The 12,943-nt window shown below is 72.9% G+C and carries 10 protein-coding genes; 2 read left to right on the top strand and 8 right to left on the bottom strand.

Translation table 11 applies throughout. From position 1 onward, the window contains the following. Positions 1–29 precede the first annotated feature (29 nt). Complete coding sequence (locus J4709_RS55865; protein WP_208247734.1) at positions 30–3,605, top strand: bifunctional glycosyltransferase/CDP-glycerol:glycerophosphate glycerophosphotransferase; 3,576 nt, start codon at positions 30–32, stop codon at positions 3,603–3,605. A gap of 66 nt (positions 3,606–3,671) precedes the next feature. On the opposite strand, the gene J4709_RS35990 is transcribed toward J4709_RS55865, so the two are convergent. The 8 genes from J4709_RS35990 to J4709_RS35955 form a co-directional block, all read right to left on the bottom strand. After that, positions 3,672–4,373 (bottom strand): class I SAM-dependent methyltransferase, encoded by a 702-nt coding sequence (locus J4709_RS35990; RefSeq protein WP_307801844.1) that lies wholly within the window; start codon positions 4,371–4,373, stop codon positions 3,672–3,674. A 120-nt stretch (positions 4,374–4,493) separates the two neighbouring features. Then, positions 4,494–5,330: an SRPBCC family protein gene (locus tag J4709_RS35985; protein ID WP_232384552.1), complete on the bottom strand. Its 837-nt coding sequence runs from the start codon at positions 5,328–5,330 to the stop codon at positions 4,494–4,496. A gap of 177 nt (positions 5,331–5,507) precedes the next feature. Next, a complete protein-coding gene (locus J4709_RS35980; RefSeq protein ID WP_208247729.1) occupies positions 5,508–6,365 on the bottom strand; it encodes an FAD binding domain-containing protein in 858 nt (285 codons plus the stop codon). Further along, complete coding sequence (locus tag J4709_RS35975; protein WP_208247727.1) at positions 6,362–8,779, bottom strand: xanthine dehydrogenase family protein molybdopterin-binding subunit; 2,418 nt, start codon at positions 8,777–8,779, stop codon at positions 6,362–6,364. Before J4709_RS35975 ends, J4709_RS35980 begins: the two co-directional genes overlap by 4 nt. After that, the gene (locus J4709_RS35970) at positions 8,776–9,285 is read right to left on the bottom strand and encodes a (2Fe-2S)-binding protein (RefSeq protein WP_208247725.1); all 510 of its coding nucleotides are present in this window, start codon (positions 9,283–9,285) and stop codon (positions 8,776–8,778) included. The genes J4709_RS35975 and J4709_RS35970 overlap by 4 nt, the downstream gene beginning before the upstream one ends. Before the next feature lie 225 nt (positions 9,286–9,510). Continuing rightward, entirely contained in the window at positions 9,511–10,218 is a 708-nt protein-coding gene (locus J4709_RS35965; protein WP_208247723.1) for a peptidoglycan-binding protein, read from the bottom strand. Further along, entirely contained in the window at positions 10,215–10,382 is a 168-nt protein-coding gene (locus J4709_RS35960) for a hypothetical protein (RefSeq protein WP_208247817.1), read from the bottom strand. Before J4709_RS35960 ends, J4709_RS35965 begins: the two co-directional genes overlap by 4 nt. 197 nt (positions 10,383–10,579) lie before the next feature. Then, positions 10,580–12,085, bottom strand: a complete 1,506-nt coding sequence (locus tag J4709_RS35955) for an MFS transporter (RefSeq protein ID WP_208247720.1) — start codon at positions 12,083–12,085, stop codon at positions 10,580–10,582. 111 nt (positions 12,086–12,196) lie between these two features. Here J4709_RS35955 and J4709_RS35950 point away from each other — a divergent pair, with 111 nt between their 5' ends. Then, the gene (locus J4709_RS35950) at positions 12,197–12,922 is read left to right on the top strand and encodes a TetR/AcrR family transcriptional regulator C-terminal domain-containing protein (protein ID WP_208247719.1); all 726 of its coding nucleotides are present in this window, start codon (positions 12,197–12,199) and stop codon (positions 12,920–12,922) included. The last annotated feature ends 21 nt before the right edge of the window (positions 12,923–12,943 follow it).

Genomic DNA, 12,943 nt, shown 5'->3' with positions numbered 1-12,943 from the left:
CGCACCACCCCGCAACCCCTGGAGAACCCGTGTCACCGAAGATCAGCGTCGTCGTACCGTTCCGCGCGGCGGGGGAGCACCTCGCCGGATGCCTGGAGTCGCTGGCCGGGCAGACGCTGCGCGACCTGGAAGTGATCATGGTGGACGACGGGGCCGCGGACGGCGCCGCCGCCGTCGCCGAGGCGTTCGCGCGCCGCGACGAGCGGTTCCGGTCGGTGCCGCACACCGACCCGGGCGCGGGGCCGGCGCGCAACACCGGCGTCCGGCACGCCGAGGGCCGCTACCTCGCGTTCCTGGATGGCGAGGACGCGCTACCGCCGTACGCGTACGAGCTGCTGGCCGGGTCGCTGGAGTCGACCGGATCGGACATCGCCGGCGGCAACGTCATGTGCCTGGACGACGAGGGCGTCTGGCCGTCGTGGCTGCACGCCGAGCCCTATGCGGCGACCGTCCGGTCCACGCACATCTCGCAGCAGCCCGCCCTCCTGCAGGACCGGACGGTGTGGAACAAGGTCTTCCGGCGCTCGTTCTGGGACGCCCACCAGTTCGAGTTCCCCGCGATGCAGTACGGGGACCTGACCGTGGCGATGGAGACGCACGTCCTCGCCTCCTCCGTCGACCTCCTCGACACCACCGTCCACTTCTGGCGCCACCACCCGGGCGCCTACGAGCGGGAGCGGCCGGAGCTCGGCGAGATCATCGACCGGATGGCCGCGCTCGGGATGGTCCGCCGCGTCCTGCGCGACCGGGTGCCGGACCTCCTGGCCGCCTACGACATGTACGCGCTGGACCTGGACGTCCGCGCGCTCGTGCACGCGCTGCCCGCCGCGTCCGAGCAGGAGCGGCGCCGGCTCGTGGAGCTCGGCGCCGAGATCGTCGCGGGCGCGGACCCGGCGGCCGCGTCCGGGCTGGAGGCGATCAAGCGGCTGGAGCTGCACCTGCTCGGCGAGCGGATGCTGCCGGAGCTGCTGGAGGTGCTGCGGTTCGAGGAGGGCGGGCTGGACGAGGTCCCGCTCGTCGCCAAGGGCCGGTTCCGGCAGCGCTGGTACGCCCGCTACCCGTTCTTCGGCGACCCGCACCGCGCGGTGCCCGACGAGGTGTACGACGTCACCGACGAGTTCGAGCTGTGGACGCGGGTGGAGCGCGCCGGCTGGGACGGGGACGTCCTGGCGATCGAGGGGTACGCGCACTTCGCCCGGCTCGACGTGTCGTCGGCGCACGACTCCCGGATCCGGATGTGGCTGCGCGACGCCCGGACCGGCCGGGAGGTCCGCCTCGACGTGGAGCGGACCCGCTGCCCCGAGGCCACGGCCCGGTCCGGGCAGGCGCTGGTGTCCTACGAGTGGTCCGGGTTCGCCGTCCGGGTGGACCCGGAGGCGCTGCGCGACGGCGAGGAGTGGCGCACCGCGGCGTGGGAGCTGTGGGCCGAGGTGACGACGGCCGGGCACAAGGCCGTCCGGCGGGTCACGGCGGCGGCGCCGCGGGTGCGGTGGACGGCCGCGCGGCAGCCGGCCGAGCACGTCGCCGTGCAGCCCGCGGACGGCGACGAGGGGTTCGCGGTGCACGTGAAGAACGCCCGGGCCGTGCTCACCGGGTTCCGCCGGGTGGACGGCGCCCTGGAGCTGACCGGGTGGACGAACCGGGCCCTCGGCGCCGGCGCGGCGATCATGGCGGCGCGGCGGCACGGCGGCGCGGAGGTGTTCGGCGCCGTCACGGTCCGCCCGGCGGCGGTGACGCCGGCGGCGGAGGGGACCGGCTTCAGCTTCACCGCGACGCTGCCGCTGGACGGCCTCCTCCCGCTCCCCGAGCCCGCCGACGCCGAGACCGGCGCCGACGCGTCCGGTGAGGAGCAGGACGGTGACGGCGCCCCGTACCCGGCGGCGTGCCGCGCGCACCTCCTCGACGCCATCGACTGGGACATCCGGCTGAGCGGGGAGGGCGGCCCGCTGCGGCTCGCCATGGCCGTGCACCTCGCCGAGGAGCGGTTCGCCTGGCGGGGCCGCGAGTTCGTCGTGACCCGCACCGCGTACGGCAACCTGCGCGGCGTCGAGCGCGGCTTCCGGCCCGTCGTCACGGCCGCCGCCTGGGACGCCGAGGGCCGGCTCGCGCTGACCGGCGACCACGCCGCCGACCCCGCGGACCGGCCGGACCGCCTCGTGCTGCGCAACAGCCGCTCCGGCGAGGCGCACGAGGTGCCCCTGACCTGGGAGGAGAACCGGTTCACGGCCGCGTTCACGCCCGCCCGGCTGCCGGTGTTCGGGACGGACCTGCCGCTCGCCGAGGGCGCCTGGGACCTGCTCGCGCCCACCCGGTCCGGGGACGTCGCCGTCGTCGCCGAGCGCGCCGGCATCCCCGAGCTGCCCGAATGGCGGCGCGTCGGCACGCACGAGTTCGAGGTCGGCGTCCACCAGACCGACGCCGTGCAGATCCACAGCCGTCCCGCCCTGTCGGAGGACGAGCGCGGACGGCACGCGCAGCGGCTCCTGCAGCAGAACGACTATCCCGTCTACCTGCGCAGCAACCTGTCCGATGTCGTGGTGTTCGACAGCTACAGGGCGTCCCAGTACAGCTGCAACCCGCGCGCGCTCTACGAGGAGCTCGCCAAGCGCAGGCCCGACCTCGAATGCGTGTGGGTCTCGCAGGACGGCCAGTTCGCCGTGGAGGGCGAGGCACGGACCATCCAGGCTGGGACACGCGAGCACTACCGGACGCTCGCGCGCGCACGGTACATCGTCACGAACCACGGGGCGCCGCACTGGTTCGCCAAGCGGCCGGGCCAGACCTACCTGCAGACGTGGCACGGCACCCCGCTCAAGCGGCTCGGCTACGACCTGAAGGACATGCCCTACCGGCGTACAGAGAAGCTCGACTGGATCCAGCGCGAAGTACCCCGGTGGGACCACCTGGTGTCGCCCAACCCGTTCGCCACGCAGGTCATGCGGCACGCGTTCCACTTCAGCGGCGACATCCTGGAGACCGGGTACCCGCGCAACGACGTCATGAGCGCCCCCGAATGGCAGCGCGTAGGAGCCGACATACGCAAGCGCCTGGGCATCCCGGAAGGCAAGAAGGTCGTGCTCTATGCGCCGACCTGGCGGGACGACGAGCACCACGCCCCGGACCGCCGCGGCTTCCACCTCGAACTGGACGTGGAGACCATGCGGCGCGCGCTCGGGGAGGACCACGTCATGCTCGTGCGCGCGCACCACCTCATCACCGACCGCGCCCACGTCCCGTCCGACGACTTCGTCATCGACGTCACCCGCTACCCCGACATCGCCGACCTCTACATGGCGTCCGACGTGCTGGTGACGGACTACTCGTCCGCCATGTTCGACTACGCCGTCCTAGGGCGTCCGATGGTCTTCTACACCTACGACCTGGAGCGCTACCGCGACCATGTGCGCGGCTTCTACCTGGACCTGGAGGCGGAGGCGCCGGGGCCGCTCGTCGCGACGTCGGAGGAGGTCGCCGAGGCCGTCCGCGAGGCGCCCGACATGGAGGACGACTACAGCGGCAGGTACGACGACTTCTTCGTGAAGTACTGCCCGCACGACGACGGCGACGCGTCCGCCCGCGTCATCGACCACGTCTTCCCTCGTTGACTTGCGGCGTGTCGTCCTTATGGCGGGCCTTTTAAGGACGACACGCCGCAAGTGAACGTGGTTCGGTCAGCCGGGGCGGCGGGCGCGGGCGAACAGCCAGGTCCCCGGCCAGGACCACAGCGGGAGCCGCCGCTCCACCGCCATCGTCAGCCGCAGCGCCTCGTTCGCCGGCGGAGGCAGGGGCGCGAGGTCCTCGCGGCGCGTCGTCCGGTGCCGGAGCCGGCGCAGGACGGGGCGCAGCAGCACGCCCCGCGCCCACAGCCGGTCGAGCAGCAGCCCGGCGCCTTCGAGCAGCTCGGCGAGGGCGTCGCGGGTGTAGCGGCGGACGCGTCCGAGGGCGACGTCGTGCGCCGACCACAGGCCCATGTCGCACGGGACGCACACGAGCGCCGTCCCGCCAGGCCGCAGCACTCGCGCGATCTCGGCGGCGGCGCGTTCGTGGTCGTCGATGTGCGCAAGCACGTCCATCGCCAGCACGAGGTCGTACTCGCCGCCGGGAAGCGGGAGGTAGCGGGCGTCGCCCTCGTACGCCTCGATGCCGTGCGCGCGCGCGAGCGTGACCGCGCCGGGGTTCAGGTCGATGGCGGTCGCCTGCCAGCCGTGCGCGGCGAGCAGCCGCGCGTCCGCGCCGGCCCCGGCGCCGATGTCGGCGGCCGTGCCGGGCGCGCTGAACCGCAGCAGCTCACCGGAGACGATCGCGCGCCGTTCCCGGTACCACCAGTTGTCGCTCTCGATCTCCGCGATCCGCTGCAGTTCGATCGTGTCCACGGGACAAGGCCACGCCATCGCGGCGGCGCGTTCCACCGTCGTCGCCGATCGCATGCCGATCGTTGACCCGCGCTTGAACCGGCCCCGGGCTCGTGCACCGGGATCGGGGCCGCGCAGCCGTCAGCGCTTGCGGCGGCGCACCAGCCAGCGGATCACCAGCAGCAGCACGACGAGCCCGCCCGCGGCCGGGACGGCCCGCTTCACCAGCGACGGCCCCGCGACCTCCAGCAGGTCGATCGCGTCGTCCTCGCGGGCGAGCCGCAGCGGCGGCCGCTCGGACGGCGCCGGGTGCCGCGGCGGTGCGGCCGGCACCGGCCGCGCCACCTCCGCCTTCGCCGGTTCCGGCTCCGCGGCCTTCGCGGGCCCGGCCTTCTCCGGCTCGGCCTTCGCGGGCTCTGCCTTCGGCTCTTCGGCTGGGGTCTCCGGCTCCGGCATGACCTCCTGGACGGGCGCCTCGGCCGCGACCGCCTCGGCAACCGCGGCCTCGGCCACCGGTGCCTCCGGCTCGGCCGGCGACTCCAGCTCCGCCGCGAGCGCCTTCGCGAACCGCGCGATGATCTTCGAGCCGACCTCGGACAGGATGTTGCGGCCGAACTGCGCGGGACGCCCCGTCACGTTCAGCTTGGTGCGCACCGCCACCCGGGTCGTGCCGTCGTCCTGCGGGTGCAGCTTCGCCTGGACGGTCGCCGACGCGGTGCCGGAGCCGCGCGCCTCCTTGGCGGCCGCCTCCATCGTGACGGTGCGGGACGACTCGTCGGCCGAGACGATGCGCGCGGTGCCGCGGTAGGTGATGGTCATCGCGCCGACCTTCACCTTCATCCGGCCCGCGTACTCGTCGCCGTCGACCGAGTCGAGGGTCGCGCCCGGCATGCACGACGCGACGCGCTCCACGTCGAGCAGCACCGACCAGGCCTGATCCACCGGTACCGGAACGGTGAATTCGTGGTCGAGCTCCATGATCATGGTCCTTATCGTCCGATGTGCTTCCTCGCGACCTTACGGCGATCACCCTGGCGCCGCCAGTGCGGGGGTGCCCCGGCGGGACGCGCGGAAACGGGCCGGGACGTGCGGGAGAGGGTGCGGGCCGCGCGGCCGGGCCCCGGGGCGCGGGGGCCCGGCCGCGCGAGCCGCGGCTCAGATCCCGGCCGCCGCGCTGAGCGCCCGCGCGGTCAGCACGGACGCCAGGTGCGCCCGGTATTCGGCGGATCCGTGCAGGTCCGTGGGTGGTTCGGTGCCTTCGGCGGCGTGCCCGGCGGCGGCCTGGAACGCCTCCCGCGACGCGCCCCGGCCCCGGACGGCCTCCTCGACCCCGCTCGCCCGGACGGGCGCCGGACCCATGTTGGTGAGCGCGACGCGGGCGTCCTCCACGGTGTCGCCCGACCGGCGCACCGCGCACGCGACCCCGACGATCGCCCACGCCTGCGCCGTCCGGTGGAACTTCTCGTAGTGCACGCCCCAGCCCGCGCCGAGCTTCGGCACCCGGACCCCGACGAGCAGCTCGTCCGGCTCCAGCGCGGAGGTCATCCAGTCGACGAAGAACTCCGCCGCCGGGATCTCCCGCTCGCCGCGCACCGACCGGGCCAGCAGCACCGCGTCCAGCGCGAGCGCGACGGCCGGCAGGTCGCCCGCCGGGTCGGCGTGCGCGAGGGACCCGCAGAACGTGCCGCGGTGCCGGACGGCCGGGTCGGCGACCGTCGCGGTGGCCCGCGCGATCAGCGGCAGGTGCTCGCGCACCAGCGGGTCGCCGATCACCTGGTGGTGCGTCGCCATCGCGCCGATGACGACGGAGCCGCCGTCGTCGCGGATCTCCCGCAGCCCGTCGAGCCGGTCGAGGTCGATGAGCGCGTCGGGGTAGGCGAGCCGCATCCGCAGCAGCGGCATCAGGCTCTGCCCGCCGGCGAGGACCTTCGCGTCCTCGCCCGCGTCGGCGAGCGCCCGCGCGGCGTCGTCCACCGACGCGGGCCGCACGTAGTCGAACGTCGCGGGGATCACTGGGCACCTCCGGCCGTTCCGAGGCCGCCGCCCGCTCCGGGTTCGGCCGTGTCGGGCTGGGACTCCGAGCGCAGCGCGCGCCACACGCGCTCCGGCGTGCACGGCATCTCGACGTCGTCCACGCCGAACGGGCGCAGCGCGTCCACGACCGCGTTGACGACCGCAGGGGTCGAGGCGATCGTGCCGGCCTCGCCGACGCCCTTCACGCCCATCGGGTTGGACGTCGCGGGCGTCTCGGTGCGGTCGGTGGTGAACGACGGCAGGTCCGCCGCGGACGGGATCAGGTAGTCGGCCATCGTCGTCGTCGTGAGGTTGCCGTCCGCGTCGTACACGGCCTCCTCGTAGAGCGCCTGCGCGATGCCCTGCGCGAGCCCGCCGTGCACCTGCCCCTCGACGATCAGCGGGTTCACGACCTTGCCGACGTCGTCGACCGCGACGTACTTGCGGATCCTCACCATCCCGGTCTCGGTGTCGACCTCGGTCGCGCACAGGTGCGTGCCGTGCGGGAAGGAGAAGTTCCCCGGGTCGTAGGTCGCGTCGGAGTCCAGCGACGGCTCGATCCCGTCCGGCAGGTCGTGCGCGGCGAACGCGGCCAGCGCGACCTCCTGCAGCGTCCGGCCCTCCTGCTGGACGCCCCGGACGCTGAACCGCCCGTTCTCGAACTCCAGGTCCTGCTCGGACGCCTCCAGCAGGTGCGCCGCGACCTTCCGCGCCTTGTCGACGACCTTGTCGCACGCCGAGTACAGCGCCACACCGCCGACGGCCAGGGACCGGGACCCGTAGGTGTCCATGCCCTTGTGCGACACGGCGGTGTCGCCGTGCAGCACCTTCACGTCCTCGAACGGGACGCCGAGCCGGTCCGCGGTGATCTGCGCCCACGCCGTCTCGTGGCCCTGCCCGTGCGCGGACGACCCCGTGACGACCTCGACCTTCCCGGACGGCAGCATCCGGACCGACGCGTGTTCCCAGCCGCCCGCGCCGTACGACAGCGATCCGAGCACCCGCGACGGCGCCAGCCCGCACATCTCCGTGAACGTCGACACGCCGATGCCGAGCTGCACCGGGTCATGGCGTTCGCGCCGGTCGGCCTGCTCCGCGCGGAGCTTGTCGTACTCGAACAGTTCGAGGGCCTTGTCGGTCGCCGCCTCGTAGTTCCCGCTGTCGTAGGTGAGGCCCGCGATCGTGTCGTACGGGAACTCCTCGTGCGCGATCCAGTTGCGGCGCCGCACCTCGATCGGGTCCATGTCCAGCTCGGCGGCCAGCTCGTCCATCAGCCGCTCGATCGCGAACGTCGCCTCGGGACGTCCCGCGCCCCGGTACGCGTCCGTCGGCGTCTTCGTCGTGAACACGCCGGAGCAGGTGAAGGAGTAGGCGTCCATCTTGTAGATGCCGTTGAACATGAACGCGCCCAGCAGCGGGATGCCCGGCGTCACCAGCATCAGGTAGGCGCCCATGTCGGCGAGCAGCTCCACCTTCAGGCCGCGGATCCGCCCGTCGCGCTCCGCCGCGAGCGTCAGCCGCTGGATCTGGTCGCGGCCGTGGTGGACGGTCATGTTCCCTTCGCTGCGCGACTCCGTCCACTTCACCGGACGGCCCAGCCGCCGCGCCAGCAGCAGCGCGAGGACCTCCTCGCCGTACACCTGGAGCTTCGACCCGAACCCGCCGCCCACGTCCGGCGCGACGACCCGGATGCGGTGCTCGCCGATCCCGGTGACCGTCGCCAGCATCAGCCGCAGGATGTGCGGGATCTGCGTCGCCGAGTACAGCGTGAACTCGTCGCCCTCCGGGACGCACAGCACCGACCGCGGCTCCATCGCCGTCGGGATCAGCCGCTGCTGCACGTACCGGCGCTCCAGCACGACCGGCGCGTCCCGCATCGCCGCGTCCAGGTCGCCGTTCTCGAACACCCACGTGTAGGAGGTGTTCGTCCCGAGTCCCTCATGGACCAGGTCCGCGCCGTCCGCGACGGCAGCCTCCATGTCGACCACGGCGGGCAGCGGCTCGTAGTCGACGTCGATGTCCTCCAGCGCGTCGAACGCCGCGTACCGGTCCCGCGCCACCACGCACGCCACGGGCTCGCCCACGTACCGGACCTCGTCCACCGCCATCGGCGGATGGTGCGGGTGCTTCATGTCCTCGGTGACGACCCACGCGCACGGCAGCGCGCCCTGCTCGTCCGCGAAGTCGGCGCCGCTGAACGCCGCCACCACTCCCGGGCGGCTCTTCGCCTGCCCGACGTCCACCCCGGTGATGCGCGCGTGCGCGTGCGGGCTGCGCAGGAACGCCACGTACAGCGTGCCCGCCGGCGCCATGTTGTCGGTCCATTTCGTCCGCCCGGTGATCAGCCGGGCGTCCTCCGACCGCTTGCGGGGCGACCCCATCTCCTTCGCGGGGCCCTCGGCCGTCGCGGTCATGACATCACCTCCGGCTCGCGTCCCTCGGGTTCAGGTGAAGGCGTGCGCATCTCCGCCGCGGCGCGCCGCACCGCCTTCACGATGTTCTGGTAGCCGGTGCACCGGCACAGGTTGCCTTCGAGCCCGTCGCGGACCTCTTCCTCGGACGGGTCGGCGTTCTCCCGCAGCAGGTCGATCGACGCCATGATCATGCCGGGGGTGCAGTAGCCGCACTGGAGCGCGTGCTCCTCGTGGAAGGCGCGCTGCATCGGATGCTCGTCGCCGCCGATCCCGAGCCCCTCGACGGTGGTGACGTCTCGGCCGTCGGCCTGGACGGCGAGCACGGAGCAGCTCTTCACGCTCATCCCGTCCATCAGGACGGTGCAGGCTCCGCAGTTGCTGGTGTCGCACCCCACCGGGGTGCCGACCTTGCCCAGCCGGTCGCGCAGATAGTGGACGAGAAGAAGCCGCGGTTCGACGTCGTCCTCGTACGTCGCACCGTCGACCTCGACACGGATACGTGGCATGCGTTTCTCCCAGGGACGTCTCGGGGTGGATCCGGAGAGGGGACGTCCCTGGGCGGAGCACGCTGATCCGGCCACGTCATCGGGGCCCCGCCTCTCTGGAGCACTCCGCGGCGTGCCTGCCGGAACCGCTCCGCGACATGCGACCTTACGAAGGTATGCCGCGGTTGAATCGCGTACTAGACCCTGACGTGGCTTATTTACCCTGGACTGGGGGAGTTCTGGCCGCTAGTGCACCCGCAGCAGGACCGGCCAGGTGTCGCGCCCGACGATCCCGTCCGCGGTGACGCCGCCCCACTTCTGGACGGCCTTCACCGCCGCCTCCGTGGCGTCGTCGAAGCGCCCGTTGACGGCGACCTCCGGGTGGCTGCGCGCCAGCAGCAGCCCCTGCACCGTCTCGACGCCCTCTCCGGTGTCGCCCTTGCCCACCTGCGGCAGCTTGTTCACGATGGCCTCCGTCCAGTCGTCCCCGCTGTAGTCGGGCCGTCCGTAGCCCGCGATCACGTCCGCGCCCCGCACCCGGCGCTTGCAGGCGTCGGAGGTGTTGCCCTCGATCGTCTGGACCCGTCCGCCGCCCAGCGCCTTCTCGACCACGCCGACGTGGTCGATCGCGGAGATGCTGTTGGACGAGCCCCAGTCGAAGAACACGATGTCGCCGGGCTCGGCGGCGTCGACCTGCGCGGTCGTGCCGGTGTGCCAGCGCCCGGCCTTCTGGAAGTCCTCGGCGTGCCACGGCGTGTAGGCGCGGTCGCCGGCGGGCAGGACGGCGGCGGCGTTGCCGCTGTGCCGCGCCCAGTAGGTGATCGCCATGTCGCACCAGGACGCCTTGAGGAACTCGTCGCCGTGCCTGGCGGCGTACTCCTTGGTGATCGCGTTCGGGCGGCCCGACATGCCGAGGGACTTGCGGGCCTCCGCCAGCATGCTCGCCGCGGTCATGCCGAGCCCTCCCCACGGAAGATCCCGTTCTGGTCCGGCTCTCCGTACAGCTCCCGGAGGACCTGCTCCTCGTCGGGTTCCGTGGCGCGGTCGACGCCGGGGTTCACGTCGACCCTGTCCATATGCGACGCCTCGGTGGCGTCGGTTCGTGCTTCGGGGGTCACTGTCACTCCTCGCCGGTCGCGGCCGCCCCGTTCCGTGGGCGATCACCAACCGACCGTAATCGGATGCCCCTTACTTTTCCGGATTTCCGCCCTATTCACATCAACCCCGTCTGACCTGGCCCAAGAGCCGCCCGATCGTCGCCCCCGGGTAAGCGGACGGCGCCCGCGCCGTACGCGGGCGCCGGTCCGAGGGGCGGTCAGGGGGCGACGTCGACCGGGGTGGACGGGGACTCCGGCTGCGTCGCCGGGGTCGGGCGCAGCACGAGGAACGCCAGCGCGGCCGCGGCGATGCCGGCGACGACGCCGACGATCGCGATGGTCGCCATCGAGTCGGTGAACGCGTTGCGCGCCGCCGCGGCGAGGCCCGCGTCGCCCTTGGCCGCCGCGACCGCCAGGGCGTCGCCGATCGACTTGCGCGCCTCGCCGGTCACGGCGTCGGGCATGTGGTCGGAGAACGCCGCCGACAGGACGCTGCCGAGGATCGCGACGCTGAGCGCCTGGCCGAGCTGCTGGACGGTGTCGTTGACCGCCGAGCCGACGCCAGCGCGCTCGGGCGGCAGCGCGCCGAGCAGCGTCCCGTAGGCCGCCGGGCCCATCGTCCCGCTGCCCATCCCCATGATGACCAGGGCGATCGCGAGCTTGGGGTAGCCGTCACCGGGCGACAGCGTGGCCAGCACGCCGAAGCCGACCGCGAGCAGCAGCAGGCCCGCGGCCACCGCGACGCGGGCGCCGAGCTTCTTGTCGACGACGACGCCGATCCCGTTGAACGCCATCGCGGCGACCATCAGCGGGATGAACGCGGCGCCCGCCTTCAGCGGGCTGTAGTCCAGGACGAACTGCAGGTACTGGGTGAGCGCGAGCAGCAGCCCGCCCGCCGAGAACGACATCAGCACGACCGACAGGCTCGCGCCGCTGAAGTTGCGGTCGCGGAACAGCCCCATCGGCAGCATCGGCTCCGCGCAGCGCCGCTCCCACAGCCCGAACGCGGTGATCATGACGACCGCGACGACGAACCCGCCGATGGTCCGGCCGGACGCCCAGCCGTCCCGCGCCGTCTCGATCACGCCCCACACCAGGGCGGTCATCCCGGCGGTCGACAGCACGGCGCCGAGCACGTCCGGGCGGACGGCCGGGCCGCGCGACTCGGGGATGATCAGCAGGGCGGCGATGATCCCGAGCACCGCGATCGGGACGTTCAGCAGGAACACCGACCCCCACCAGAAGTCGCGCAGCAGCGCGCCGCCGACGAGCGGGCCCGCGACGGCGCCCACCATCAGCACCGAGCTCCAGATGGCGAGGGCCTTCTTGCGCTCCTCGTCGTCGAAGACGGTGGTGAGGATCGACAGCGTGCCCGGCATCAGGAACGCGCCGCCGACGCCCATCAGCGCCCGTGCGGCGATCAGCTCGCCGGAGGAGTCGGCGAGCGCGGCGAGCCCGGACGCGCCGCCGAACAGCACGAGGCCGGTGACGAGGCCGCGGCGGCGCCCGAACCGGTCCGACAGGGCGCCCGCGGTGAGCAGCAGCCCGGCGAACACCAGCATGTAGGCGTCCAGGATCCACTGGATGTCGGCGTTGCTCGCGTGCAGGTCCTTCACCAGCGACGGGATCGCGACGTTCAGCACCGTGTTGTCGATGACGACCACGAGCAGGCTGAGGCAGAGCACGCCGAGGATCACCCAGCGGCGCGGATGGCGGGCGGACATGGCTCCCCGTTCGTACGGCGATCGAATTTTCGCACACTGTACTAACTTTGGTACGTCGTTCGTCAACCGATAATCTGGGCGCCGGAGCATCCCAGGTCACAAGGACGGCGCATGGCCAGCGAGAACGACCCCTTCACCGAGTCGGTCTGGATGCGCCCGGGCCGTCCGCGGCGGGGCCGTCCGCAGCTCAGCCGCGAGGAGATCGTCGCCGCCGCCGTCGCGCTGCTGGACGCCGAGGGCCTCGAGGGCTTCAGCATGCGGCGCCTGGGCGCGAGCATCAGCGCGGGCGCGACCTCGATGTACTTCTACGTCGCGAACAAGGACGAGCTGCTCGAACTCGTCGTCGACGAGGTCCTCGGCGAGGTCGAGATCCCGGACGCCGGGGAGGTCGGCTGGCGGGAGGCGGCGGCCGGGCTCGCCCGCAGCTTCCGGACGGTGCTGCTGCGCCACTCCTGGGTGATCGCGCTGTTCGGCACCCATCCCGCCCTCGGCCCGAACGCGATGCGCGTCAGCGACCGCACCATCGCGCTGCTGTCCGCCGCCGGCCTGTCCGGCGCGGAGATCGGCTGGGCCAGCTCCCTGCTGGTGTCGCAGGCCATCGGCTACGCGACGTCCGACGCCGCGATGAAGCGCGCCACCCGCGGCGGCGAGAAGTCGCCGGCCGACCTGATCGAGCAGCTCCGCCCGTTCGTGGAGCGCATGGCCGACGACTTTCCCGCCTACTCCGACTACTGGCGGCAGAACATGCCGCTCCACCTCGACCCGGACGCCGGCTTCGAGTTCGCCCTCGACCGCATCCTCGACGGCCTGCAGTCCTGGATCGACCGCAGGCCGTGACCGCCGCGGAGAACCCGACGG

This window comes from Actinomadura violacea (assembly GCF_017573465.1).
In the GTDB taxonomy this organism is placed as follows: Bacteria; Actinomycetota; Actinomycetes; order Streptosporangiales; family Streptosporangiaceae; genus Spirillospora; species Spirillospora violacea.
This window is presented reverse-complemented; position numbering and strand designations above follow the sequence as displayed.